The organism is Brevundimonas sp. R86498 (assembly GCF_044598075.1).
In the GTDB taxonomy this organism is placed as follows: domain Bacteria; phylum Pseudomonadota; class Alphaproteobacteria; order Caulobacterales; family Caulobacteraceae; genus Brevundimonas.
Map to the genome: position 1 here is coordinate 2495338 of NZ_CP139004.1, position 25786 is coordinate 2521123.

Sequence of the window (25786 nt, forward strand, 5' to 3'; positions counted from 1 at the left end):
GTCAGAAACAAGCCCGTAGGACGATGTCTGAAGCTGCGAAGCGAGACACTCCACGCTCAGGCATCGAAGAAGCTGCACGGCATGTCCGGAGCCAGATAAGCGAGGGGATGGCCTGGTCCCAGGACGTACTCAGGCCACTCGGCCGCGATGGCGTTTGCGGCCTCGGCGGAAATGAATGGGCCGCGCCGGACGTTGTTTCGAGCGGCCTCCAGCCAGGCATCGATGATCCCGATCACCGCCTCAGCCCCGAGGATGGAGGGAATGGTCAGGCGCACGGTCGCCCCGGTGTCCAGCATCACATGGGTCAGTCGGTCATGGGTTGGTTTCGTGCGCTCCAGCAAGGCGGGGTAGGCGAATGTGCGACTATTGCCGCACATCAACACAACATCATACAGACGTCCCGGTGCGCCATCGACAACGTCGGAATCCGCCGCCCAAGGGCGACGGAGCACGTTGACCAGCATATTGACGACTTCCGTCTTGTCGACGAACCCGACCTTTGCCCAATGACCGGGCTCGATTTCGCCCCAAGGCAGGGGATCCAGATGAGCGAAACGCCTCGTCACCGGATCGCGATCGGGCGGCAGGATCGGCAAGGCATCGTTGTAGCTTGTACAGAAGGTCCAGAAGCCGCGGTCGACATCGCGCATGAACTGCAGAAGTCGCGGGTGATCGTCCGCATGGCCGGTCCGGAAATGGGCGATGCGGTGCCGGATCTGGGCGATTTCCTTGAGCTTGGCCTCCCAGAGCGGCTGCGGTGGCAGGTAAGGCGCGAAACAGTCCCAGTGCGCGTCGATCAGACCCGTCAGTTGTCCAAGCGAAGCATAGCTGAGCGCGTTCATCTCGGGCGTGGGCATGTGCGTCAGGAACTTGTCCGCCTCCAATGACTTCGGGCTGGAAGGCAGCGATCTGTTCCACTCGTCGCCATGTAGGGCGCGAAGTTCGACATAGACGATCGACCGAAGCCAGGTTTCGAACTGCCAAAGGCGCGCATAGATGCGCAGTGCACGCTCGGGCGTCTCGCGCGCTTCCTCGAGCAGACTGGGGGAGGCGTCTGTTGTCATGTTGGATCCTTTCGGCCCAGGGGCTTCGAGATCGAATTGTTCAGCGTCCTCCCGCGCCGTTTCAAGCGAGAAGCATGGCTTCGGTATTCGTATCGCCTTCTGGATCGGAAGTGGTCCATCAGCGGGGGCCCATATGAAGGTCTGGCTTTCGGCACGGTTCCACAGCGCTATCTTAAGGCTTCGGGCGATGGGTCTAGACCCGACGGTCTCGCCTCGAGCTGGCGCGCCGTCTCGAGTGCGATGGGTCCCAGCCTGGGATCGTCGAGCCAGCCCCTCACCAATCGCAGGTCCGATGAGCGTCCCCCAAGGGCGATCATTTCTAGCGCGAAACGACGATGTCTTAGAGAGCCTTCACGGATTCTGTCGAACCGGTCGAACAGGAGTTGTGGTTCATAGTCTTCGTCCAAGACGGTCCGCGAGAGACGTAGCACGCCGTCCGCGAAACGATCGTAAATCGCAACGTCCGCCTTGCAGAAGTATCCGCGATCTTCCGAGATTTTGATGATGACGTCGACGGCGAGGGTCGCGCCGAGCGCTTCAAGCCGTTCCCAAGCCGCCCGCATCGCCGGCTCCGAGGGACTCGAGCGGTTCATTTCATAGACGAGATCACCGGCCACGTTCCAAGCTTGAGCTGGACTTGACGGCAAATCGGCGCGGGTCGGTAGGCCAGCCTCCAAACGAGCCAAGGCACCGATGGCATGCACAAAGATGCTCACCGAGTCCTGGATGGAATGAGTCTCCACCATGGGAGGGCCAACGGCCGTTCGGAGCACCTCGATCGCGCTAGGCGCAGGATCTGTGAACAGCTCGGACGCCAGAAAAGCCTTGAACATCGAAAAGACGTCGGCTGCTCCAAACGCGCGTTCGTGAATCACCCGGCGCTGCTCAGCCGTCAGCTTTTCGGAGAAGGCCTCCGAGAAGATGTGGTCATAGGGATGATCTATGGTGTGACCATAAAGCGTGAGAGCTTCTTGGCGGGCCTCAGGTGTGTCTGGGAGCGCCACGGCCGCTTCGAACCGTTCCGCTACTGTGTCGACGTCAAACGTCTCTTCTAGGCAGTCGATAGCGCGCAGCGCGTCAAAGACTGAGCCGTTCAGCCAGGCATTGCTGTTTGAGAACCAGGTTTCCACCACCTCGCCCAACGCCAGGCGGCGCTCGTCGGTGAGGCGAGAGCCAAGCCGCACCACGATATCTGTCGCAAGAAGCTGAAGGTGATAGATTCGAGAGTCCCAAGCTCGCTGAACGAGTTCAATCAGGTTGGACGGCGGCGGACTCTCGAAATCGTCGAAGCCAGACATGCCTTCAAACAGGAAGAACATCTCTCCGTAGTCCAGAATCCGTGGGGCCTCAGCGGCGGCCACAAACAAGGGATAGACGCCATCGCTATCCTGCCGGCGGAACAGCGACAGTTTCGTCGCTTGAAACAGGTCTTGGAAATCCTGGCCGGCCGCGGTGAAAGAAAGCCCGTAGACCTCGCTTTGTACGGCGGTTTCCCAACGCAACCGGAGTGAGGGATTGGCCTGGCGCAAGCGTTCGGCCTCGATATTCAACGATACGCTTACGCGACGAATCATCGTGAGAATGTCAGGCAATAGACCATGACGCGTGGCCACCGGCAGGGTCTTGAGCAACACGACGTCCTGGTCGGAGAGCAGATGCTTCTCATCGACCACCCATTCTAGGTTGGCCAGCACACCCGTCTCGTGAAACTGCGCTGGAAGCTCGAACCGAAGCGCAGCGTATTTGGCGTCAAGGCGATCGAAGAGGGCTTGGTAACGATCTAGAACGGCCCTTCGGGCGCGCGTTCCGCAAACACCGCGGAGGCAGGCTTCCAACAACCCGGTTGAAGCGCCATCGAGAACCGCATCAAGCACCTCGGCCGTAGCGCTGCCCCCTACCACAAACTCCGCCAGCTCCGCGTGAATGGGTCGAGCGAGAGCCTTGCGCAATCCGGACGAGTCAGGATGATCGGCCAAAAGCTGATCCGCCGCAAAGAAGTCAGCGAAGAGGTCGTGCCGAAAGCGAATGACTTCGCCTTCCTCCTCCAAGAGGCCTGAAGCGAGGGTGAGCCTTAAGGTCTCGTCGGGGTCTTTCAACGACGGCGAGATTTGAGCGATGCGACGTAAGGCGGCCGCCCGAGGCAGGATGCTGATGAAATTCTTGGCGCATATGCGTCGCCAAGTTTCGCAGGCCCCGACCCACCCCGTGGCTTTCACCAGCATCGCCAATCCGCCGACGCGCGAAGGCCGAGTAGAGCGCGTGTCGCCCGTCCGCAGCATGTGGTGTTCGGATCACTTCAGCGAGGACCGCCGCGTCGTTGGCCGTGCGTACGATCTCCAAAGCTGGAAGCTCATCCAAGCTTAGGGGTCGATCGAGCCGGGCCTCGACGATAGCGCGCGTGTGGTCCGGGCTTGGCTGAGGCAACTCAAGGACCACCTCATCCAAGTCTACAGGTGTATCAACGGGGTGTTGGCTGGTGAGAACAATCTGCACACCATAGCGGAGCCGCGCAGCCAGCAGAGCTTTCAACAGATCGTTCTGAAAGTTTGTCGGGCATTCGTTGAAGCCGTCGATGAGCAGGACGATCACGACCCCTGTCACGTCGGCGGCGCGCAAAAACTCGCTTAGGTGTTTACCGGTCGCTGAAGCGAGCCCGCGTTTCATCAGTGAGCCTAGATCACCGGTGAACATGCGAGCAGACACCGGGATTGGCGCAAACCTGCCGGTGTTGGCGTCTTGGCCCAAACGAGAGAGCAAGGCCGACTTGCCGCAGCCCGATGGCCCAACGATCTGCAGATGCGATCCATCGCGCAAAAGGTCGCCGACCGTAGATAGATTGAGCAGGCAATCGTCGAGACGAAGCTCGACTGGCGCGTAGGGGCCCGTCAGGACGCCGGCCAACTCACCGTACCGACGGCAATAGTCGTCGATGACTACGCGTTCGGCGCTGGCGTAAGTCTGTTCTCGAGGCTCAAGATTGAGCGATCGGGCCAAGGTCCTCCAATCGTCAAGCGCGAGCGGATGGATTCGCCGTTTCTCCAAGAGCTCCAGTGCGCGGTCATATCCGCCGATCCAAGCTTTGAAATCACCGGTAGGCAGGTCCGTGCCCGATGGGGGAGAGGGGTATAGACAAACCAACCCATCTAAAGCCGGGAGACCATCCCGCTTTAACTGCGTCTTGATTAGATCCGCGACGGCAAAACGCCCGTCTGACGCTTGATGATAAGGGTTTCGGCTCCCAAGAGAACGCCGGGTCCCGTCAGGCATTCGCTGGGACCATGCGCCGTTCAGCGCGCCGCGAACGGGCGAACCATACCCTTTTATCTCGACGAGCAAGGCGCCGGTTTCGGTCGCGACGAGCGCGTCGATCTGTTGAGACTTGGGGCCGACCAAGAAGTTGGCGAAGATGACCGCGTCTTGTCCTAGCCGGTAGAGGTCCGCCTCTAGGCGTGCGAGGAATTTGTTTTCGGTTCGGTCGGTGGGCGGACCGCCAAAGTAAACCTCGACCCGCGGCGTTGTCTTGATGCCCATACTAGATGGCCCGCCGCTGGCGCTTTTGAGCTAGAGTTGCGACCAAGCGTGGCTCTTCCAGTCGACGAGGTAGCGGGGTCGGCGTCAGAACCATGGCGTGTTGGACACCTGACAAGTTGGTTCGTCAAATTGCTCTGCGCCGATTGACTCCCCGACGCGTCTTCCTAGCTTGAGCTTATGCGCTATCTCGTCGTCTTCACTCACAAACCATCCGGCGAAATCGCACGAACCAACCGATGGACCGGACGCGCAGCGCAGAACATGGCGCGTCAGCTGATTGCTGGGGGCGAACATGGCGTTCGCCTAGAGGATTCTGCTGGAGACCTCTCAACGATGAAGCCCTCGTAGGCTGATTGCCGTTGCATCAAGAATTCCCCCTGATCCATCGGCCCAAGCTGCTGACGATAGACAGCGCCCATTGGGCCAATCTGATCAAAGATGCGACCTCGACGTCTTCCGCGATGCGAGACAAGGCCGCGGCTTTTCCGGCCAGTCTTCTCGATCGGGGCTATGTGCTCACGCTGACCTTCCATCACTTGGAAGAGCTGCTTAGTCACCAGCGTGACGAGGTGGTGGCGGCCCGGCTCGAGTATCTCGCGAACCTGTCCTCGATCGCCTGGCTGAAATCACAGCGGCCGCCTCACGGATTGGGCGGGATTACCGACATCCTCGCCGCTGAAGCCGTCGTGCAATGTGAGGGGGCGACGGACCTGTTGAGCGTTCGCGATGCGGCTATGCAGCGCTTGATCCGGTTTGGCTCCGCAACGGACGCACTGGGCGATCTCGACGTGTGGTGGGTTCTTCGCCCACTATTTCGAGCGAGAAACGCCAGCGTTCAAACTGTAGCGGCGATCGCTCCTGTCGATTTCGGTTTCGGCTCCACCCTGATCGGTGACCTGATCAAGATGCGCTTCCGTGTGCCCGAAGACACAAGCGAGGTGATCGGAATCATGACGCAGAATCTGCGGCGGGAAATCGCTGTCAAAGGCGATGCTCGGATCCGCAATCCGAACGAGGTTGCGGAAAAATTCTTCGACCAGGTGAAGGCCACGGTCCCCAGCGGTGAAGGCGATATCTGGGACTTCGTTGTCCGAACCGCCGAAGCTCGCGGTGTCAGTCGCGATGAGATTCGCTTGGATATGACGAGCAATGAACTCGGAGATCTCTGCACGTTTCGTCAGCAGTTACACGTGGTGGCGGACGCAACCGGGCTCGACCTCTATAGGCTACGCGCCAGTGTGAAGATGCAGCTCTGTCCACATTGGGTGCTGCACCAGGCGTCGTCGCGCCACCGGCAGGTGGAGTTGCGTCGCCCCGGCAGCGACGTCAATGATGCATACCTCGCGGCCCTTGGTCCCTATGTGGGTCGGCTCTATGTCGACAAACGCAAGGCGGAGAACTTGCGCCGTGTCCTTTCAAAGACGCCAGAGCTGGCCGGTCTCATGGGCGAGATCTCCAAGGCGGCCCATTATTGGGAAATCCCAACCCAACTTGACGATACGGCGGAACAGCGATCTGCCTGACCGCGGCATGCCAACTAAGCTTGCGAAGTTTCAACCTGGGGCTTTCGAGCGTATTGCTCGCAAAGCCTAGCTTCGGATCGCGTATGACCTCGCCTGTCCCTACAGATGAAACCGCGCGCCGCGCCCATTTAATGGCGCAGGCTGAGAGGTTGCGCCTCGAGATGGAAGATCTCGCTGGGCAAGTGCCCGCTCTTGTGGTCGCCCAACCTCCAGTCAAGCTTCTCGCCTACGTGCTCAGCCTTTTCCAGATGGCGAACATGAGCGCCTTCGACGAGAAAGAAGGACCTGACCGAGACGTTCTTAAAACCTTCCAATTCGTCCTGGAGTATCTCCACGCCGTCTGGAGCTCTCATAGTCCCCTTGCGGACGAGTTGATCGATCTAGACGAACCAGGCGTCACCGCTCTGATGGAGGTTTTGGAGCGGCTTTCAACGACCACCATGATGTATTGCATGGCGAGTTCAGCGGCAGTGGTGGACGGCCGATCGGCCCAAACCGAGTTTCACGCTAAGTCATCTTGGGCCCTGATCCGAGGGCACCGCTACCAAGTTCTGGAAGACGAGTTCTTCACCTACGTCCTTGCGCCTCATGCCGAGGCATTGCGCGAGGCCTATGGCATGGAGCCTGAGGCGATCGCGAAGGGCCTGCAGAACATTTCTGACGCCTTCCGCTCCGGGTTCAGTGACGCAGTCGAGAATCTATTCGCCGGCTTTGACAGGGCCATGGCGCAAGTTGAGGCCACGGGCGCAGATATGGGCGCGGTGGTCAAAGAGCTGAGCGAGACCGATCCAAACTACATGGCGGGCCTTTCAGCCAGCGCTCAGGACATGTTCTTCGGCGGCGTATGCAATCTGAGCCGCCACTCATCTCTCTCCGTTGCCCTGCTCGAAGACCTCTCGTTCGAGCCGGGCCAGGACGACCGGTTCTTCGCGCCTGGAGAGTTTTCCGGAACGCCGATGCGAACACTTCCCGGGCGGACACGACCGGGGATAAAGCTTGGCGACGACTTCTATTCCACAGACGGCCAGTTCATCAGGGATTCCGCCTATCGCGCGATCCAGTGGGGCTTGTGGAAGCGGCTGCCCTACCGAGACGAATGGCTAAAACGCCAGGCGCGCGTGGTCGAACAGGCCTTTCCAGCGATTTTCGCAAGCCAGTTGGACGGCGCTCAAATCTATGAGAGCGTCTACTATCGAGACCCAAAGACAGGAGACTGGGCTGAGACTGATCTGATCATCGCGTTGGACGATGTCCTTGTCGTCGTCGAAGCCAAAGCCGGCGTCATGCCCATGCAGTCGCCGGCGACGAACTTCGCCAGCCATGAGCGGGTCATTCAGGATCTGATTGTTAAGGCGTACCGACAATGTCGACGCTTCTTAGAGTATCTGGCCAGCCAACCCGAAGCGCCGCTGTTCCATCTCGTGGATGGTGAATACGTTGAGATCGGCCGGCTCAGAAAGGCGAGGTTCAGGCTACTGCTTCCCATCGGCCTGACCGTCGAGGCGTTTACGCCGTTCTCGGCGATGGCAAAGGAGCTGCCCGAGGTCACCCCGATCCTCGACGCCCACCCGTTCATGTCCATGTCAGTTGACGACCTGTTCGTCCTGACTCGCTTTTTGCCGACGACCGGAGAGCTCATCCACTATCTCGAGGTTCGCCAAGCCGTAGCTGGCTTGCCCAACGCCCTGCTGTTCGACGAGACCGATCACCTAGGCGCCTATGTGTCGGGCAACCGGTTCGACTACGACATCAAAGAGCAGCTCAAGACCGCGGATATGGTCACTTGGTCGCATTTCAGCGATCTCGTGGATCGGCATTTCGAAGGACCAGACTGGAGCGATCGGCCGGTTCCCGCTCAAGACTTCCCCGAGATGATGCAGGCCCTTCTGGATGGGCTGGCCCGTATTCGACCTGCAGGGTGGCTGGAAATGGATGGGCATCTTCGAGATATGAGCGGAGACCTGCGAGACGCTCTGGCGCAGACCATCTCTGATCTGGTCCCAACACTGGCGCAGCACCCGCGACGTTGCCTGCAGCTGGGCGACGAGGATCCGATTCAGATCTGGGTCTGCCGGCTAGGCGCGTATCCCAGTGAAGCAGAGCTGCACCGCCATGCAGAAGCCGGATGCTTGATGGGCGATGCTCGCAAGATGGCGGTCATGGTGGCGACCTTCGACCCGCAAGGAAAGGTGGTTGGGCTGACTTGCGCCTCGATCGCCGCACCGTCGGTTCTGCGCAACGACTATGCTGCTGTTAAGGCCGAAGCGGAACAGCTCCGCGCTCGAGCGGTACCGTTAGCACAGCCGAAAGACGCCAAGTGAAAGCGCGCCCGAAATCCCGGCGCAAGCGGTGAGCGAGGACACCGGCGAACTGCGTGGCGGCACCGAGCGCAAACCGCCTCGGGCCGAACAAACCGTCTTCGAGGAGTTGCGCATTCTCGCGGCCACGCCAGGCTTTGCCCACATCATCGCCTATCTCTGTGCGCGAGATAATTTCACGCTGTTCAGCGGCGAGATCACCGCAGACGACATGCAGCATTTTTATTCGCGTTCGCGACTTATCCGGACAGAAATGTTCACATTGATCGGCCTGATGGTTCAGGCGGCCCCCGACTATGCAGCGCCTCCACCTGAAGACGCCGCCGATCTCGTTGCACGGACGGATAGCCTCCTTGGCGAGCTGCACGACAGTCTGAGCGAGCCTTGGCGACAGTCGATGCTGGCGATGTTCCAGGGCAAGCCAACGGGATCGATTGAGCGGCCGGACGCCGATCTGCGGGAAGCGATTTTCTACGGCGGGGAGGGCGGTTTCCCGTTCCAGAACTGCGAACTCGCGACGTTGAAATATCGTGAGGACGCCCAGTGGCTCATGACGCGACATGGCGTGTCGATCGACGAGATCGTGGCGGTGGCGCTGGCCATGGATGAGGCGACGCGCCTCCAAGTGAGCGAAGTGCTCAAAAGCGGACCGCTCATAGCAGGCGATCCGGCGCTCCTTGAGGCTTTCATGGTTGATCTGGATCAGGCGGCCCAACGGCTCAATGGGGATCCCGCTGTGGTCAGGTCCGCCATCGCCCCCCTCACGTTTGGGACGTCTGATCGAAACCCGTCCTTCCAACGCCTGAGCGACTTCAACGCCGTCAACGCGTCGCCGGTCCTGGAATGTGGCGACGGTCGCCGCCTCCTGTTCCATTTTAACGCCTTGGCTGAAGCTCTGTACGAGTCGCCCTATTATTGGATGGCTGCAGACGAAGCGTACAAGACCACTCATTTCACTCACCGCGGCGACTTTACCGAGACCTTCGCTCTGAGCCGCTTGGAGGCCGTCTTTGGGCTAGGCCGGGTTTACCGCGGCGTTCACCTGGAGAAGCGCAAGGGCGAGCGTATCGAGATCGATGTCTTGGCGGTTTTCGCGGACCGAGCCGTGGTCATCGAGGTCAAATCAAAGCGGCTCACCCTGGAGGCGCGCCGCGGCAACGACCTGCAGATCCGCCGCGATTTCCAAAATGGCGTTCAGGCTGCGTACGACCAAGCGCTTCGGCGCGCCGAGCAGTTGTTGGATCCGGCCGTGAAGTTGGTTTTGGCGGACGGACAGGTTTTGAAACTCGAAGAGCCTATCAGGCAGGTCCATCCGATCTGCGTGGTGGCGGATCATTATCCAGCCCTCAACTATCAGACCGGACAATTCCTAAAAGCGCGCGCGATCGACGGGGTGTTGGCTCCTCTGGTCATAGATGTTTTCGCTCTCGACGCCGTCTGCGAGATGCTCGACCGGCCTCTACGGCTGCTCAGCTATCTAGAGTTGCGCGCGCGCTTCGGTACCAAAATGATCTTCCAGCACGAGATGACCCTGCTGGCGTACCATTTGAAATATAATCTTTGGCCCGACGACGACCACGACGCGGTGGTGCTCGAGGATGATTTCGTCGCCGATCTAGAGATCGCCATGAGCGCGCGACGCATCGGTTTGCCAGGACGTCGAACGCCTGAAGGCATACTGACAGCGATCTACGGGCGGGTGCTCGATCAGGTCCTGAAGGTGATCGAGGCCAGTCCCCAAGCGTCTATGATTGAGTTCGGCCTGCTTCTTTATGAGTTGAGTGGTCGCTCAATTGAGTGTCTGGCGAATGGCGTCGATCGCGTGATCATAGAGGCGGGTCGGCGGGGAAGGTCCGATTTCTCGATGGGCTTCGCTGGCACGGGCGTCACGGTTCATAGCAATACTTTCCCCGCCGCCGAGGCGGAGCAGCGACTTGAGGCTCACTTGCTGGTTCGCAAATACGATACGAAATCCAACAGTTGGTTCGGCCTGTGCCTTGAACCATCAACAGGTCGGGTCAGAATGGGCCAGAAGGTGTCTTTCGACTGGGAGGAAGATCCGGAGATGGATGAGGTGATGACCCAGTTTCGAGCCGCTATGCCCCGGGAGACTTCGGCGGAGTAAAGCCGCGGGCACAATCGAAAGGCTGCTGGTCGGCGAGGGGTGTCCGGGACCGGCGCTGGCCTGACGTTGAGCGGGGGAGGGGCCTTAGAATATCTGGATCATGTCTCGTTCCGCACGACCAGAGACCCGCGGTCGGAGATACTCCCGCTCGACCAGATCAACCTTGGTGCCGAGCGCTGCCGCCAATTGGCGTTGGATGCGCGATTGATCGATCAAGGAGAAGCGCTCGGTCGCGCCTGGCGCGAGGTCGAACGCCAGGTCGATGTCCGAAAAGTCGGTCTGCGTCTCTCGCGCGAGAGATCCGAACAGGTAGATGGCTCCAATGCCTTGCTATCGAAGCGAGGGCTCCAGCTGCTCCACTGTGACGATGACCTGAGTGCGGCGCATTCCTCAGCATCCCACGGAGCAAGCGACAGTGCGATACGGCTTGGCACGCACACGGGGAGTCGCATCGGTAGGGAAAGGAAATCAGCAAAACCTGCAGATTTCCCCGCTGAGACCGCGAGTCGCGCGGGAGTCGCAGCGACTGGGGAAACCGACACATAGGGGCGTTTCCTTTTATCGCCTAAGAGATATTATGCGAAATCGTAGTATGGGCTAGAGCGGCAGGCTGGCCATCCAGCCGTCGTATCCAACCTCGACGCCAGCCGGCAGCACGGCCGCCAGAGCGTTGTAATCCAGATCGATATGCAGGTTCGTCAGAACCGCGCGTTGGACGCCGGATCGTGCGATCCAGTCCAGGGTCCGGTCAACATGGCTGTGGGTCGGATGCGCCGTCCAGCGCAACGCATCGACGATCCAGAGGCTGCAGCCGTCGAGCGCGGCAAACGCGGCGTCGTCGAGGTCCGAGACATCGCTGGAATAGGCCACCGGGCCCAGACGGTAGCCGACCGACCGGATGGGTCCGTGCCCCTGATCGAACGTCACGACCGGCACCGGTCCCCCGCCCCCACTCACCGACCACGGTTCGCCGTGGGCCGGGATGTCGCAGGCATTGAGGATCGCCGGATAACCCTCTATACTTTCGAAGATATAAGGAAACCTTGCGGTCAGGGCCGAGCGTGTGGCCCCATCCATCCACGCCGGAATGCGCTGACGGCGACGCAGGGCGAAAACCCTGAGATCGTCGATGCCATGGGTCTGGTCGGCGTGGTCGTGGGTGTAGAGGACGGCGTCCACATCGCGAGTACCGGCCGCCAGCATCTGTTCGCGCAGGTCCGGCGAGGTGTCGATCAGAACACAGGTCTCGCCGTCCGCGTCGCGCCGCCGGGCCAGCATGGAACAGCGGCTGCGGCGGTTGCGGGGCTCGGCCGGATCGCAGACGCCCCAGTCGCCGTCGCCGCGTGGCACGCCGCCGGACGACCCCGTCCCGAGCAGCCGGACCTCCAGCATGGCCCCTGCCCCCGCCGACGGCGCGGTCATCGGCCGTCCTCGCGCGGAATCCGGTCGAACAGGGCGAAGAAGGCGTCGGTCGTTCTCATCAACGCCTCCTCCCGCGACCAGCCGCGAATGTCGGCCAGGGCCTGGAGAACGTGGCCGACATAGGCCGGTTCATTGCGGCGGCCGCGATGCGGGACCGGGGCCAGATAGGGGCAGTCGGTCTCCACGATGATCCGGTCCGCCGGCATGCCCCGGATCACGGCCCGGACATCCTCGGCGGCCTTGAAGGTGGCGATGCCGGAGACCGAGAACCAGGCCCCCATGGCCGCCGCCTTTTCCGCCAGTTCCGGGCCGCTCGTGTAGCAATGCATGAGGAAGCGGAACGGACCGGCGGCCCGCTCTTCCTCCAGAATGGCGGCCATGGTGTCGTCCGCCTCGCGCGTGTGGACCACCAGCGGCAGGCCGGTGCAGCGCGCGGCCTCGATATGGAGGCGGAAGACTTCGGCCTGGGTCTCGCGCGGGCTCAGGTCATAGTGGAAGTCGAGGCCGCATTCACCAATCCCGACCACCCGGGGCCGGGCAGCAAGATTTACCAGCTCATCGGCCGTCAGACGGGTGTAATCCTTCGCCTCGTGCGGATGGACGCCGACGGTGCACCAGATGTCGGGATGAGCCATGGCGAGGCCGTGGGTGGCCTCGAAGGTCGACAGCTTGTCAGAGATCTCGACCATCAGCCCGACCCCGGCTTCCCGGGCCCTCGCGATGACGGCGTCGCGATCCTCATCGAACTGGGGGGCGTGCAGGTTGACGTGGCTGTCGATCAGCATCAGCGGCTCATGGCCTTCACACGGGCGAGGTCGGCCAGCGCCGACGCCAGCAGGTCGCCGCGGTCCAGATTGATGGCGGCGGCCCGCTCCGGCAGGTCGGTCAGACGTGACCACAGCCCGGCCCAGGCCTCGCCCCCTGCCCCGCCGGTCAGGGCCCGAACCTTCACCGCCGCCGCCAGCCTATCCAGCAGGGCCTCGAACCGGGCCTGCCCTTCAGCCCCGCGAAAGCCGTCGGCAATGGCCAGCTGTTCGGCGCGATCGATGGCCGGGGCCTCGACCCAGTCCCGGGCCAGCCGTTCGGTCTCCAGACTGGCGGCAGAGGCGAGATCCAGGGCGGCACCAGGCGAGCCCCGGGCCATGCCGGCAATCCGCTCCGCCTCGTCCTCGGGCAGATCGGTCATGCGCCGAACCAGGGCTGCGACCTCCGCCTGCGGCCACGGCGGGAAGGCCAGCCGCCGGCACCGCGAGCGGATCGTCGGCAACAGCCGGCCCGGCGCATGGCTGATCAGGAACAGAACGCCGCGTTCCGGCGGTTCCTCAAGAACCTTCAGCAAGGCATTGGCGGCATTGATATTCAGGTCATCGGCCGTATCAATGATGGCCACCCGGTGGGTCGCCTGGGACGGGCTTTTGGAAAAGAACTCGGGCAGGTCCCGGGCCTGTTCGACCGAGATGGATTTCTTCGTCTTTCCGCCCTCGACCAGCCGCTCCAGCACCAGAAGATCGGGGTGGGACCGGGCGCTGACCAGCTGACTGACCGCATCGTCCGGCCGGGCACCGAGGGGGCCACGCGTCGGGTCGGGCGCGGCCCCCAGCAGGCGGCGCGCGGCACGATAGGCGAAGGTCGCCTTGCCCACGCCCTCCGGCCCGCACAGCAGCCAGGCATGGTGCAGCCGGCCCCGGTCCTGCGCGTCGACGAAGGCGGTCTCGGCCTCCAGCGAAGGTTTGAGGTCGAACCGGTCGCGGGGGTGGTCGCTCATGGCAGCACAGGCTGGACGGCGGCCCAGACCCGGTCGGCGACCTCATCCGGTGTTCCGGTCGCGTCGATCAGCCGACAACGCTCGGGGTAGCGCATGGCGATGGTGGCAAAGCCGTCGCGGAGCCGGCGATGGAACTCCAGACCCTTGGACTCGAACCGGGTCTCGGCCGCGCCGCGCCCCAGCGCGCGCTCCAGACCGACCTCGACCGGCAGGTCGAACACCAGCGTCAGATCGGGCTGATCGCCGCCGACGATTTCACGATCGAGCGTCTCGATCAGGTCTGCGGCGGCACCGCCCCCGGCCCCCTGATAGGCCCGGCTGGAATTGGCGAACCGGTCGCAGACGACCCAGCTGCCGGCCTCCAGTGCTGGGCGGATGGTGCGTTCCAGATGGTCGGAGCGCGACGCATACATCAGCAGCAGTTCGGTCCGGGGCGACCAGCGATCCGCGGTCCCGGACACAACCAGATCGCGGATCGCCTCGGCCCCGGGCGAGCCGCCGGGTTCGCGCGTCCGCACGACCTCCAGCCCGGTGGCCGAAAGCCTCTCGACGAGGCGGCCGACCTGGGTGGATTTCCCGGTCCCCTCCCCGCCCTCGAATGTAATGAATCGACCGCGTGCCACGGCCGCACAATGGCGGCCCGGGGGCTTCGGGCCAAGGGCGGATGCGTCCTATCCCCCGGGAATCAGCGCCGCCTGGCCGAACCCGCGTTCCGCCACGGCCAGGCGCGCGCGCTCCGCCGCATTGGGATCGGTCCATGGGCCAAGGAGAATCCGGTAGCTCCGCTGGTTCGAGGCCGCCTGGACAAGGGCCGGCGCACCGACCCGGCTGGCCGCCGCCTCGGCCTCGGCCCGGGTGGCGAACGCGGCGACCTGGAGCCAGACGGGCGGGCTGGCGATGGCAGGGATCGGGAGCGGGGCAGAAGCCACCGGCGCGGCCTCCCCGACGGCGGCCCTCTGCAGCACCTGACCGCCCCCCAGACGCGGGGCCCGGCCCAGATAGCGCACCCGAACCTCGCCCACGCCCCGGGTCCGCAGATCGAGCGCATCGGCCGCGCCGCGCGACAGATCGATGATCCGGTCTTCGACGAAGGGACCCCGGTCGTTGACGCGAAGGATCACCGTCCGGCCATTGGCCAGGTTCGTCACCTCCACCAGCCCCGGCAGCGGCAAGGTCTTGTGAGCCGCTGTCAGGGCATGCATGTCGAACCGCTCGCCGGTCGCCGTGGGCCGGCCGTGGAACTGATCGCCGTACCAGGAGGCCAGGCCGACGACGTCATAGTCCGGCTGCTCGGCCGGCTGATACCAGCGGCCGCGGATCTGGTAGCGGCGCATGGTCCCCGAAACGATGGGGGCGGGGTCTGTGACAACCGGGGCAGCGGGCGCGCGACCGCGGTTCGGCCCGCCGGCTCCCCCCACGCTGGCGCAGGCCGCCAGCAGCGAGATCAGGGCGGCGACGCCGACGACCCGCAGGGGCCGGGCGCAAACGGAAGGGAGCGTCCACATGCGCCGATCATCGCCGCTCCGATTTCTGTTTTGGTTAACGCCCCGGTCGCTGCTATCTCCTCCGCCCGAGGAAGTGTGGCCGAGTGGTTTAAGGCACTGGTCTTGAAAACCAGCGACGGTGCAAGCCGTCCGTGGGTTCGAATCCCACCGCTTCCGCCAGCGGCCGATACCTACGACAGAATTGGTCGTACGCCTGGTTGCGGCCCCTGCCCCGCCCCGTCCGACTCCTGTAAGCCGTCCCCATGGCAAAAGACGGCGCGATCTATGTCTGTCAGTCCTGCGGGGCAGTCCACGGCAAGTGGGCGGGCCAGTGCGGGGCTTGCGGCAACTGGAACACCATTGTCGAGGAGGGCCGCTCCGGTCCGCCCGGCACACTGAAGCCCGCGGCGACGGCCAAGGCGCGCGGACTGCATTTTGAATCCCTGCTGTCGGAGACGCCCGAGCCGCCACGGATCGTGACGGGGGTGACGGAGTTCGACCGGGTGTGTGGCGGCGGGGTCGTGCCCGGATCGGCGATCCTGCTGTCCGGGGATCCCGGGGTCGGCAAGTCGACCCTGTTGCTGGACGTGGCCGGCCGGGCGGCGCTGAAGGGCGTCCGGGTCGCCTATATCTCGGGTGAGGAGGCGATCGAGCAGATCCGCGCCCGGGCCAAACGGATGGGTCTGGAAAAGGCCCCTGTCCAGCTCGCCTCCGCCACGGCGCTGCGCGACATCCTCGGCACGCTGAAACGCGAGAAGTTCGACATCGTCATCGTCGATTCGATCCAGACCCTGTGGTCCGACGCCCATGAGGCGGGGCCCGGTTCGGTCACCCAGGTCCGGGCCTGCGCCGGTGAGATGGTCCGGCTGGCTAAATCCCAGGGCACGGCCGTCGTGCTGGTCGGCCATGTGACCAAGGACGGCCAGGTCGCCGGCCCCCGCGTGGTCGAACATATGGTCGATGCCGTTCTGAGCTTCGAGGGTGAGCGGGGCTATCCGTTCCGCATCCTGCGGGCCGGCAAGAACCGCTTCGGGGCCACCGACGAGATCGGCGTGTTCGAAATGGGCGACTCCGGCCTGCGCGAGGTCGCAAATCCGTCGGCCCTGTTCCTCGGCGAAGGGCGGGACCGTGCCCCGGGGGCGGCAGTGTTTGCCGGGATTGAGGGCAGCCGGCCGGTTCTGGTCGAGATCCAGGCCCTGGTGTCCAAATCCGCCTATGGCACGCCGCGCCGGGCCGTAATTGGCTGGGAGACCGGTCGGCTGGCCATGGTGCTGGCGGTACTGGAGGCCCGGTGTGGCTTCGGTTTCGGCGATCAGGACGTCTATCTGAATGTCGCCGGGGGGCTGCGCATCAACGAGCCTGCGGCCGATCTGGCTGCGGCGGCCGCCCTGATCTCCTCGGCCACCGACATGCCCCTGCCCCAGGGCTGTATCGTCTTTGGCGAGATCAGCCTGTCGGGCGAGGTCCGGGCCGTGGGCCGGGCCGAGGCGCGGCTGAGGGAGGCGCAGAAACTGGGCTTTGACCAGGCCCTGTCCCCGCCCCTAACGGTGAAGGGCGGCGGGGTGCAGATCACGGGGATCAGCCGATTGACGGAAGCCGTCGAACGAATCTCGCAGAACAGGTATTAGGGATCGATGCGGCTTACGGGACCTGAATGACCGGCTTCGACGCCTTTGCCCTGATCGTCATTCTCGCCTCGGCCGCCGCCGGCTGGGTGCGGGGTGGCACGCGCGAGATCATCACCCTGCTCAGCTTCGTGCTGGCGGCCTTCGTTGCCCTGGTCGCCCTGCCCCTGACGGCCCCCGTCGGCCGGGCGCTGATCGACCCCGACTGGGCCGGATCCATCGCAGCCGCAATCGCATCTTTCCTGTTGATTTACTTTGGAATCCGGATCTTCGGGTCGGTGCTGTCGAAGCGGGCCCAAGCCCATCCCCAGCTGGGCGGGATCGACCGCCTGCTGGGCATACTGGTCGGGGCGGGCCGCTCGCTCGTGCTGCTCGGGGCCATCCATCTCGTCATCGTGGCCGCCATGCCGGGCGAGCGGACGCCCCGTTGGCTCAGCGAGGCCACCCTGCGCCCGCTCAGCGCCGGGGCCGCCCGCGCCATCCAGATCATCCTGCCCGGGATCGGCCGCGGGGCCGATGCCATCAGTCCGATCGTCGATTCATCCGTCCGCAGAGGCTTTTCCGACGAAAACGCCTTGCCCCCGACCCAATCCGGCCCTACCTCGCCCCCGTCCACCGCCGAGTAAACTTCGCCTGTCATCGGAGCCCCACGATGCGCAGCCTGACCCACGACATTTCCGCCCCGGTTGTTCACCGGGCGCACCATCGAGACGCGGACGATGATCGCCCGCGGCTGGAGTGTGGCGTCTGTGGCGTCTGGGGGGCCGACAAGGACGAGGCGTCCGGGATCGTCGCCCTGGGTCTGCACGCCCTGCAGCATCGCGGCCAGGAGGCCTGTGGCATCGCCTCGGTCAATGCCGACCGCTTTCACACCGAACGCCATATGGGCCATGTCGGCGAGGCGTTCGGCGGCACGGACCTGGCCAAACGGATGCCCGGCCACGCCGCTGTGGGTCACACCCGCTATTCCACCGCCGGCGGGAGCTTCCTGCGCAACATCCAGCCGATGTTCGCCGATCTGGACCAGGGCGGGATCGCCATCGGCCACAACGGAAACCTGACCAACTTCCACTATCTGCGGAACCAGCTTGTCGGGGAAGGCTCGATCTTCCAGTCGACGTCGGATTCCGAAGTTATCCTTCACCTCATCGCCCGCAGCCGGAAGGCCAAGATCGTCGACCGCTTCATCGACGCGCTGGCGCGGATCGAGGGCGGCTATGCCCTGGTGGCCCAGACCCGGACCAAGATGATCGGGGCCCGTGATCCGCTGGGCATCCGCCCGCTGGTGCTGGGCCGGCTGGGCGACGCCTGGGTGCTGGCGTCCGAGACCTGCGCCCTGGACACGATCGGCGCGACCTTCGAGCGCGATGTCGAGCATGGCGAGGTGATCGTGATCGACCACCACGGCTTCCGTTCGATCAAGCCCTTCCCGGCCCGGGCCGCGCGGCCCTGCCTGTTCGAATATGTCTACTTCTCCCGGCCCGACAGTGTTGTAAACGGCCGTTCGGTCTATGGTGTCCGCAAGCGGATGGGCGAGGCCCTGGCCCGCGAGCACGCCGTCGAAGCCGACGTCGTCGTCCCCGTCCCCGATTCCGGCGTGCCGGCGGCCCTCGGCTATGCCCGGGAGAGCGGCATTCCCTACGAGATGGGCATCATCCGCAGCCACTATCTGGGCCGCACCTTCATCCAGCCCAGCCAGGGGGCCCGCCAGAAGGGCGTGGCCATGAAACACAGCCCCAACCGGGCCGTGATCGAGGGCAAGCGCGTCGTCCTGATCGACGATTCGATCGTGCGCGGCACCACCTCGGTGAAACTGGTCCGGGCGGTGCGCGATGCGGGCGCATCCGAGGTGCATCTGCGCTCGGCCAGCCCGCCCATCCTGTGGCCGGACTTCTATGGCATCGACATGCCGGAGCGGGATCAGCTCATCGCCGCCAACAAGACCATGGAAGAGATGCGCCAGATGCTGGAGGTCGATTCGCTCGGCTTCCTCTCGGTCGATGGCCTGTACAAGGCCATGGGCGAGACGGGCCGCAATGATGCCGCGCCCCAGTTCACCGACCACTATTTCACCGGCGACTATCCGACCCGTCTGGTGGATCGGGAGATTGAGGAAGGCGGCCGCGAGGTCGTCGGCCGGCAACTTTCCCTGCTGGTCAGCGCTTGATCCCCATGACCGTGAACCTGGGCTATTTCACTCTCGGAACGCTTGATATCGACAAGGCGAAAGCCTTTTTCGGGGCCCTGTTCGGCTGGACTTTCGATGACGCCGCCTCCGGGCCGACCTATGCCCATGTGATGGCGTCCGAACCCGCCTGTGGCTTCACCAAGGTCGAGCGGACGCGGGATCATTCCAACCTCTATTTCCGGGTCGAGGATATCGACGCCACCTGCGCCGAGGTGACCCGCCTCGGCGGTCGGGCCGCCGTACCCTCCGACAGTGCCTCCGGTCGATCGGTCTCGGTCTGTGACGATCAGGGCATGAGCTTCAGCCTGTTGCAGCCGGCACCGGACCTGGTCGATTAGGCGCTTGGCCGGAGCGGGAGCGCCGCGCTATCAGGCGCCATGACCGACGCCCTCCCCCTGCAAGACCGTATCGCCCTCGTCGTCGGGGCCTCGCGCGGCATCGGCTATCAGAGCGCCCTCGCCATGGCGAAGGCCGGGGCCCATGTGGTGGCGACTTCCCGGACCCAAGGCGCGCTGGAAGCCCTGGACGACGAGATCTTCACCGCCACGGGCCGCCACGCGACCCTTGTGCCGTTCGACCTCATCGACGGTGGCGGTGTCGACCGGCTGGGCGGGGCCATCTTCGAACGCTTCGGCCGGCTGGACATATGGGTAAATGCCGCGGCGACCCTGGGAGCCGGGGGCCTGACGCCGGTCAGCCACATCGACCCGCGCGGCTTCGCCAAGATCGAGAAGACCAATTTCACCGCCGTCTACCGGCTGATCCGGTCGCTGGAGCCCCTGCTGCGCCTCTCCGAGGCCGGCCGGGTGATCCATCTGACCACCAGCGTGGCCCGCGAGCCGAAGGCCTTCTGGGGCCTGTACGCGGCCACAAAAGCGGGGGCCGAGGCCCTGATGCTGGCCTGGGCCGACGAGATCGAGAACACGCCGATTCGCGTCAGCGTCCTTGACCCTGGCCGCATGCGCACCCAGATGCGCGCCCAGGCCTTCCCGGGCGAGGATCCGGAGACCCTGCCCCATCCGTCCGAGATCGGAACGCTGGTGGTGGAGCTGGCGCGGGGAGACCGGGTGCCGGGGTTGAGGGTGGACTTTCGGGACTGGAAGGCAGGATTGGCAGCGGATGGGCTGATCTGAAACGTGGCGGCGGGAACCGCACCCGCTGACTGCCCCACATGGGTAGGGATCGGCCATCGCACCGGTGCGCCACGGCGACACCCGCTCTGGCCTTCCTCGCGTCATCCTCGGGCCCGTCCCGAGAAGCCCATTCAACGGTGAAGTCTCCTGGCCTCGGACCGTATGTGGGGTGAAGAACCCCTCCATCACGGTGCCAGAAGGCTCCGGACGCACCTTGCCCTTCGCGGCTCAAAGCCCCGCGAGGGCGGCCCTGGCGCTGGTGCTGGAGGGGTCGAGCCGGAGGGCGGTTTCGTAGCTGCGGCGGGCGTCGTCGCGGCGGCCGGCACCGAGGTAGGCCTCGCCCAGGCTGTCATGCACATTGGCCGAGCGGGGGTTGGCCGCGACGTTCCATTCGAACACCCGGATTGCCGCCTCCCGGAAGCCCTTGCGCATCAGGCTGTAGCCGAGGGTATTCAGCGCGCCTTCGCTGACGTCATAGGCCTCGGGACCGCCGGTCGGGGCGGCGCGGTAAGCCGCCTCCATGGCGTCCACGTCGTCGCGGGCGGCGATGGGCGTGAGCAGGTCGCCGAGCAGGCGTTTGGGGGCCGGGGCCGGGGCACCGTGGACGACGGCGAACAGGGCGCGCCCCATCTCGACCGTCGTCGCCCCCTGCCAGAAGTTGTTGAGGATGACGACGACGGTCCCGTCGTCGGCCCGGACGAACAGGCTCTGGTAGCCGGGGATGCTGCCGGTGTGGGTCTGCACCGCCATGCGGTCGCCCCCGGTCGTCGGCCAGCGCTCCACGCCCCAGCCCAGACCATATTCATCGGCGTCCTGGGTGAACATACGGGCTTTCAGGTCGGCTGGCAGCAGCCGGTCGCCGGACAGGGCCCGGCTGAAGGCCAGCAGGTCCTGCGCCGTGGAAAAGGCCCCGGCGGCCGCATAGCTGACCGTCGGGTCGATGGTCATGGGCCGGTCCATCACCCCGAGGTCCGAGCGCGCATAGCCGCTGGCCAGATCCGGCACGACCGTATGGGGGTCGTACACCCCGCTGTGCATCATGCCGGCGGGGACCAGAACGCGATCTCTAAGGGCGTCGGCATAGGGCGTCCCGGTCACCCGTTCCACAATCATCCCAAGCAGATAGAAGCCGTTGTTGTTGTACCGCATCCGGCCGGGCGCACTGGAGAGTTCCGGCGGAATCCAGGCGCTGGCGAAGGCGTCAGGGGTGAAGGTCTGGCGCGCCGTCGTCTGCCAGAAGGGGTCGTAGTAGTTGCTCGGCAGATCCTTGAGCCCCGAGGTATGCGCCAGCAGCTGTTCGACTGTCACCGCGCTGGCGGGCGTGTCTGCGTACAGCTCCGGCAGATACTCGCCCAGTGAACCGTCGAGGCGCAGTCGGCCGTCCTGGACCAGCGACAGGACGAGGACGGCGGTGAGCGGCTTGGTCAGCGAGCCGATGCGGAAGACGGCGTCGGGATCAAGCGCGGTGCCGAGTTCGAGCGAGGACTGGCCCCGGGCCTGATGCACGATCACGCCGTCGGCATTGGCCACCAGCACCACGCCGTTGAAGCCGCGATTGCGGACGTAGCCGTCGATGGTTTGGACCAGACGGGTTTCGACGGGGTCCGCCTCGGTGGCGGCGGCAGGGGCGGTCGGGGCAACCGCGAGCATCAGGGACAGGAGGGCCGACAGGACAATACGCATGCCCCGAGCTCAGCCGTTGGGCGGCGGCGACGCAAGTTACGCTTTGGACAGGGGGTGAAGAACCCCTCCGTCTCCTCCGCTTCGCTGCGGATCCACCTCCCCATCGCTTTGCGACGGGGAGGAGACATCGTGCGTCGCTGTCCCTAGGCCGCCTTCGCCATCCGGGCCTTGGACAGGTCGTCGTAGGCGATCAGTTCGGCGGCGAGGGCCTCGAACTCGGACAGGGGGACCATGTTGGGGCCGTCGGAGGGGGCGTGGTCGGGGTCCTGGTGGGTTTCCATGAAGACGGCGTCGACTCCGACGGCCACGGCGGCGCGGGCCAGGACCGGGACGAACTCGCGCTGGCCGCCCGAGGAGGTCCCCTGCCCGCCCGGCTGCTGCACGCTGTGGGTCGCGTCGAACACGACGGGGCAGCCGATGTCGCGCAGCACCGGCAGGGCGCGCATGTCGCTGACCAGGGTGTTGTAGCCGAAGCTGGCCCCGCGCTCGCAGGCCATGACGTTCGGATTGCCGGCCCCGACGACCTTGGCGATCACGTTCTTCATGTCCCAGGGGGCGAGGAACTGGCCCTTCTTGATGTTGATGGCCTTGCCGGTGGCGGCGGCGGCCAGCAGCAGGTCGGTCTGGCGGCTGAGGAAGGCGGGGATCTGGAGCACGTCCACGGCCTGGGCGGCGATGGCGCACTGTTCCTCGTTATGGACGTCGGTCAGGACCGGCAGGCCGGTGACCTCGCGGATCTCGGCAAAGATCGGCAGGGCCCCCTCCAGACCGATGCCGCGGGCGGCCGAGGCGCTGGTGCGGTTGGCCTTGTCGAAACTGGTCTTGTAGATGATGCCGACGTTCAGCCGTGCGGCCATCTCCTTGAGCGCATGGGCCATTTCCAGCGCGTGCTGGCGGCTTTCCAGCTGGCAGGGGCCGGCGATGAAGGCGATGCGCGCGCCGCCGCCGATGACGACCGGCGTGGTGATGCCGGAACCGGACAGGGTGATGACGGAGTTGGGTGCGCTCAACGGAATGGCCTTCTCTGTGCGACATTTGACGGCTGGCGCGGGATGATTGCCGCGCCTAAGGGCGGGGAAATGGCCCCGTCCGCCGGGGTGCGCAACCTATCACGGAGATCGAAGGCGTGACCACTCAGGGCCAGAGACCCGTTCTTTTGTGGTTTCGCCGCGATCTGCGACTGGCCGACAACCCGGCCCTGACCCGGGCCCACGCTGCCGGGCGGCCCGTGGTGCCGGTCTATATCCATGACGAGGCCCCGGCCGCGCGGCCGCTGGGGGAGGCCAGCCGCTGGTGGCTGGACAAATCGCTGCGGGCCTTGGCGGCGGGGCTGGCGGAGCGGGGCGCGACCCTGATCCTGCGGCGGGGGGATTCGGAGGCCGAGCTGCGCCGGCTGATCGACCAGACGGGGGCCGACACCGTATTCCTGAACCGGCTGTTCGAGCCGGAGGCCTGGGCGCGCGACGCCGACATCGCGCATGGGCTGAAGGCCGAAGGGGTGGAGTGCAAGGGCTACAACGCCAGTCTGCTGGCCCGGCCGGGGTCCGTGCTGAACGGCAGCGGCGGGCCGTACAAGGTGTTCACGCCGTTCCTGAAGGCTCTCCTGGCCACGGCCGAGGCCCCGGCGCACACCACGGGGCCGCGCGACCTTTCCGGCGCACCCCGGCTGGACAGCGACCGGGTCGAGGACTGGGGGCTGCACCCGACCCGGCCGGACTGGTCGACCGGGTTCGACTGGACGCCCGGCGAGGCCGGGGCGGAAGCGGCGCTCCACGCCTTCGTGGCCGGGGGGCTGGCGGACTATGGCGCGGGGCGGGACATCCCCTCGCGGCCCGCCACCAGCCGGCTGTCGCCCCATCTGCACCGTGGCGAGATCAGTCCGTGGCGGGCGATCGCGGCGGCGCGGGCGGCAGCGCAGGCCGGGACGGTGAAGGCGTCCGAGGCCGACAAGTTCGTGGCCGAGATCGGCTGGCGCGAATTCTCCGCCCATCTGCTGCACCATTTCCCGACCCTGCCGGAGCGGGCCTTTCGACCGGAGTACGACGGCTTTCCGTGGCGGGACGACGAAGCCGGGTTCCGGGCCTGGACCCGGGGGATGACCGGCTATCCCATCGTGGACGCGGGCATGCGCCAGCTGTGGACCACGGGCTGGATGCACAACCGGGTGCGGATGATTGTGGCCTCCTTCCTGATCAAGGACTTGCTGATCGACTGGCGGCGGGGCCAAGCCTGGTTCGAGGACACGCTGGTGGATGCCGATCTGGCGTCAAATTCGCAGAATTGGCAGTGGGTCGCCGGATCCGGGGCCGATGCTTCACCGTATTTCCGAATCTTCAATCCGGTCACCCAGGGACAGAAGTTCGATGCCGACGGTCGCTACATCAAACGCTGGTGCCCTGAGCTGGCCCGGGTACCCGCAAAATGGGCCCATGCGCCCTGGACCGCGCCGGCCGAAGTCCTGCGCGACGCCGGGGTGCGGCTGGGCCACACCTATCCCCGGCCCCTCGTCGACCATGCCGAGGCGCGGGACCGGGCGCTGGCGGCGCTCAAGGTCATCACCGGTCGCGGACAAGATGCCGCACCGGATTGACCGGTGTTCGGGGATGGCGAAAGGCTCAGCTTGATGACCGTCCTCACCGACCAGACCAGCGCCGCCGCCGATCGCACGCCCCGGGTGTTCGCCCTGCTGATCCGGCTGCTGTCGGCCAACTGGACCTATGGGCGGCTGACCCTGACCCTGCCGAACGGCGAGGTGCACCGGCTGGAGGGCGAGACGCCCGGGCCGAATGCGATGATGACGGTGCTGGACTACCGGTTCGCCGCCCGGGTGCTGGCCAATGGCGATATCGGCTATGCCGAGGGCTATATGGCCGGGGAATGGGACAGCCCGCATCTGGCCGTGCTGCTGGAGACCCTGGCCAGCAACTATGACCATATCCGGAGGCTGTTCGACGGCAATATCCTGATGCTGGCGGTCAACTGGATCGGCCACAAGCTGAACCGCAACAGCCGCAGCGGCTCGAGGAAGAACATCACCGCCCACTATGATCTGGGCAATGCCTTCTATGCCGCCTGGCTGGACGGCTCGATGACCTATTCGGCGGCGCGGTTTGCAAGCCCGTCCGAGCCGCTGGAGGTGGCCCAGAGGCGGAAGTACGAGGCCCTCGCCCGGGCCATGGACCTGAAGCCCGGCATGAGCGTGCTGGAGATCGGCTGCGGTTGGGGCGGGTTCGCCGACTATGCGGCGCGCGAGGTCGGGGCCACAGTGACCGGGGTCACCATCTCGCAGGAACAGCACGACCTGGCCCGGGAGCGGCTGTTCAACGCCGGGCTGTCGGACCGGGTCAACATCCAGCTGATGGACTATCGCGACCTCAGCGGGAGCTTCGACCGGGTGGCCTCGATCGAGATGTTCGAGGCGGTCGGCAAGGAATACTGGGGGGCCTATTTCGACAAGATCCACGACGTCCTGAAGCCGGGCGGCCGGGCCGGGCTGCAGATCATCACCATCCAGGATGCGCTGTTCGAGGAATACAACGCCCGGACGGACTTCATCCAGAAATACGTCTTCCCCGGCGGGATGCTGCCCAGTGAGGCAAGGCTGCAGCCGGTGGTGGAGGCGGCGGGCCTGCGCTGGGATGCGGTGGAGCGGTTCGGCATCGACTATGCCGACACCCTGCAACACTGGGACCAGCGCTTCCAGGCGGCGTGGGACGACATCCGCCGGATGGGCGGGTTCGATGAGCGGTTCCGGCGGCTGTGGCGCTTCTATCTGGCCTATTGCGAGGCGGGTTTCCGCTCGCGGCGGACGGATGTGATCCAGCTGGCGCTGTCCCGGACATAGGTCCTTCTCCCCTTGCGGGAGAAGGTGGCCGAGCGAAGCGAGGTCGGATGAGGGGTGACTCCCGGCGGCGAAGAGCGGCCT

At 65.0% G+C, this 25786-nt stretch carries 21 protein-coding genes and 1 tRNA gene; 11 read left to right on the plus strand and 11 right to left on the minus strand.

The window, feature by feature from the left end:
- Window positions 1-56: 56 nt before the first annotated feature.
- From SJY26_RS12295 to SJY26_RS12305, 3 genes are all read right to left on the minus strand, one after another.
- Window positions 57-1064, minus strand: a complete 1008-nt coding sequence (locus tag SJY26_RS12295; RefSeq protein ID WP_396593309.1) for a hypothetical protein — start codon at window positions 1062-1064, stop codon at window positions 57-59.
- Between the two features lie 167 nt (window positions 1065-1231).
- Window positions 1232-3160, minus strand: coding sequence for a hypothetical protein (locus SJY26_RS12300; protein WP_396593310.1), 1929 nt, complete (start codon window positions 3158-3160; stop codon window positions 1232-1234).
- Window positions 3063-4595, minus strand: a complete 1533-nt coding sequence (locus SJY26_RS12305; protein WP_396593311.1) for an NERD domain-containing protein — start codon at window positions 4593-4595, stop codon at window positions 3063-3065. The genes SJY26_RS12300 and SJY26_RS12305 overlap by 98 nt, the downstream gene beginning before the upstream one ends.
- A 359-nt stretch (window positions 4596-4954) precedes the next feature.
- On the opposite strand from SJY26_RS12305, the gene SJY26_RS12310 reads away from it, so the two are divergent.
- From SJY26_RS12310 to SJY26_RS12320, 3 genes are all read left to right on the plus strand, one after another.
- Entirely contained in the window at window positions 4955-6118 is a 1164-nt protein-coding gene (locus SJY26_RS12310) for a hypothetical protein (RefSeq protein ID WP_396593312.1), read from the plus strand.
- Between the two features lie 83 nt (window positions 6119-6201).
- Complete coding sequence (locus SJY26_RS12315) at window positions 6202-8439, plus strand: hypothetical protein (protein ID WP_396593313.1); 2238 nt, start codon at window positions 6202-6204, stop codon at window positions 8437-8439.
- A gap of 28 nt (window positions 8440-8467) precedes the next feature.
- Window positions 8468-10561 carry a nuclease-related domain-containing protein gene (locus SJY26_RS12320; RefSeq protein ID WP_396593314.1) on the plus strand — a complete coding sequence of 698 codons (2094 nt, stop codon included), beginning with the start codon at window positions 8468-8470 and terminating at the stop codon, window positions 10559-10561.
- Window positions 10562-10645: 84 nt separating this feature from the next.
- Here SJY26_RS12320 and SJY26_RS12325 read toward each other — a convergent pair whose 3' ends face one another.
- From SJY26_RS12325 to SJY26_RS12350, 6 genes are all read right to left on the minus strand, one after another.
- Window positions 10646-10885, minus strand: a complete 240-nt coding sequence (locus SJY26_RS12325; protein WP_396595760.1) for a nucleotidyltransferase family protein — start codon at window positions 10883-10885, stop codon at window positions 10646-10648.
- Window positions 10886-11158: 273 nt separating this feature from the next.
- On the minus strand, window positions 11159-11983 hold the full coding sequence (locus SJY26_RS12330) for an MBL fold metallo-hydrolase (protein ID WP_396593315.1): 825 nt from the start codon (window positions 11981-11983) through the stop codon (window positions 11159-11161).
- On the minus strand, window positions 11980-12768 hold the full coding sequence (locus SJY26_RS12335; protein ID WP_396593316.1) for a TatD family hydrolase: 789 nt from the start codon (window positions 12766-12768) through the stop codon (window positions 11980-11982). Before SJY26_RS12335 ends, SJY26_RS12330 begins: the two co-directional genes overlap by 4 nt.
- Complete coding sequence (locus SJY26_RS12340) at window positions 12768-13748, minus strand: DNA polymerase III subunit delta' (RefSeq protein ID WP_396593317.1); 981 nt, start codon at window positions 13746-13748, stop codon at window positions 12768-12770. Before SJY26_RS12340 ends, SJY26_RS12335 begins: the two co-directional genes overlap by 1 nt.
- Complete coding sequence (tmk, locus tag SJY26_RS12345) at window positions 13745-14371, minus strand: dTMP kinase (RefSeq protein ID WP_396593318.1); 627 nt, start codon at window positions 14369-14371, stop codon at window positions 13745-13747. The genes SJY26_RS12340 and tmk overlap by 4 nt, the downstream gene beginning before the upstream one ends.
- Before the next feature lie 48 nt (window positions 14372-14419).
- Window positions 14420-15253, minus strand: a complete 834-nt coding sequence (locus tag SJY26_RS12350) for a septal ring lytic transglycosylase RlpA family protein (RefSeq protein ID WP_396593319.1) — start codon at window positions 15251-15253, stop codon at window positions 14420-14422.
- Window positions 15254-15322: 69 nt separating this feature from the next.
- Between SJY26_RS12350 and SJY26_RS12355 the strand changes: the two genes are divergently transcribed.
- From SJY26_RS12355 to SJY26_RS12380, 6 genes are all read left to right on the plus strand, one after another.
- A tRNA-Ser gene (locus tag SJY26_RS12355) sits at window positions 15323-15412 on the plus strand.
- 83 nt (window positions 15413-15495) lie between these two features.
- On the plus strand, window positions 15496-16860 hold the full coding sequence (gene radA, locus SJY26_RS12360; RefSeq protein WP_396593320.1) for a DNA repair protein RadA: 1365 nt from the start codon (window positions 15496-15498) through the stop codon (window positions 16858-16860).
- 26 nt (window positions 16861-16886) lie between these two features.
- Window positions 16887-17483 carry a CvpA family protein gene (locus tag SJY26_RS12365; RefSeq protein ID WP_396593321.1) on the plus strand — a complete coding sequence of 199 codons (597 nt, stop codon included), beginning with the start codon at window positions 16887-16889 and terminating at the stop codon, window positions 17481-17483.
- Between the two features lie 26 nt (window positions 17484-17509).
- Complete coding sequence (gene purF / locus SJY26_RS12370) at window positions 17510-19024, plus strand: amidophosphoribosyltransferase (RefSeq protein WP_396593322.1); 1515 nt, start codon at window positions 17510-17512, stop codon at window positions 19022-19024.
- 5 nt (window positions 19025-19029) lie between these two features.
- Window positions 19030-19383, plus strand: a complete 354-nt coding sequence (locus SJY26_RS12375; RefSeq protein ID WP_396593323.1) for a VOC family protein — start codon at window positions 19030-19032, stop codon at window positions 19381-19383.
- A 39-nt stretch (window positions 19384-19422) separates the two neighbouring features.
- Window positions 19423-20178: an SDR family NAD(P)-dependent oxidoreductase gene (locus SJY26_RS12380; RefSeq protein ID WP_396593324.1), complete on the plus strand. Its 756-nt coding sequence runs from the start codon at window positions 19423-19425 to the stop codon at window positions 20176-20178.
- Between the two features lie 228 nt (window positions 20179-20406).
- Here SJY26_RS12380 and SJY26_RS12385 read toward each other — a convergent pair whose 3' ends face one another.
- Window positions 20407-21861: a serine hydrolase gene (locus SJY26_RS12385; protein ID WP_396593325.1), complete on the minus strand. Its 1455-nt coding sequence runs from the start codon at window positions 21859-21861 to the stop codon at window positions 20407-20409.
- Between the two features lie 143 nt (window positions 21862-22004).
- On the minus strand, window positions 22005-22871 hold the full coding sequence (kdsA, locus tag SJY26_RS12390; protein ID WP_396593326.1) for a 3-deoxy-8-phosphooctulonate synthase: 867 nt from the start codon (window positions 22869-22871) through the stop codon (window positions 22005-22007).
- 116 nt (window positions 22872-22987) lie between these two features.
- Here kdsA and SJY26_RS12395 point away from each other — a divergent pair, with 116 nt between their 5' ends.
- Both SJY26_RS12395 and SJY26_RS12400 read left to right on the plus strand, forming a co-directional pair.
- Window positions 22988-24451 carry a cryptochrome/photolyase family protein gene (locus SJY26_RS12395; protein ID WP_396593327.1) on the plus strand — a complete coding sequence of 488 codons (1464 nt, stop codon included), beginning with the start codon at window positions 22988-22990 and terminating at the stop codon, window positions 24449-24451.
- Window positions 24452-24484: 33 nt separating this feature from the next.
- Window positions 24485-25705 carry a class I SAM-dependent methyltransferase gene (locus tag SJY26_RS12400; protein WP_396593328.1) on the plus strand — a complete coding sequence of 407 codons (1221 nt, stop codon included), beginning with the start codon at window positions 24485-24487 and terminating at the stop codon, window positions 25703-25705.
- Window positions 25706-25786 lie beyond the last annotated feature (81 nt).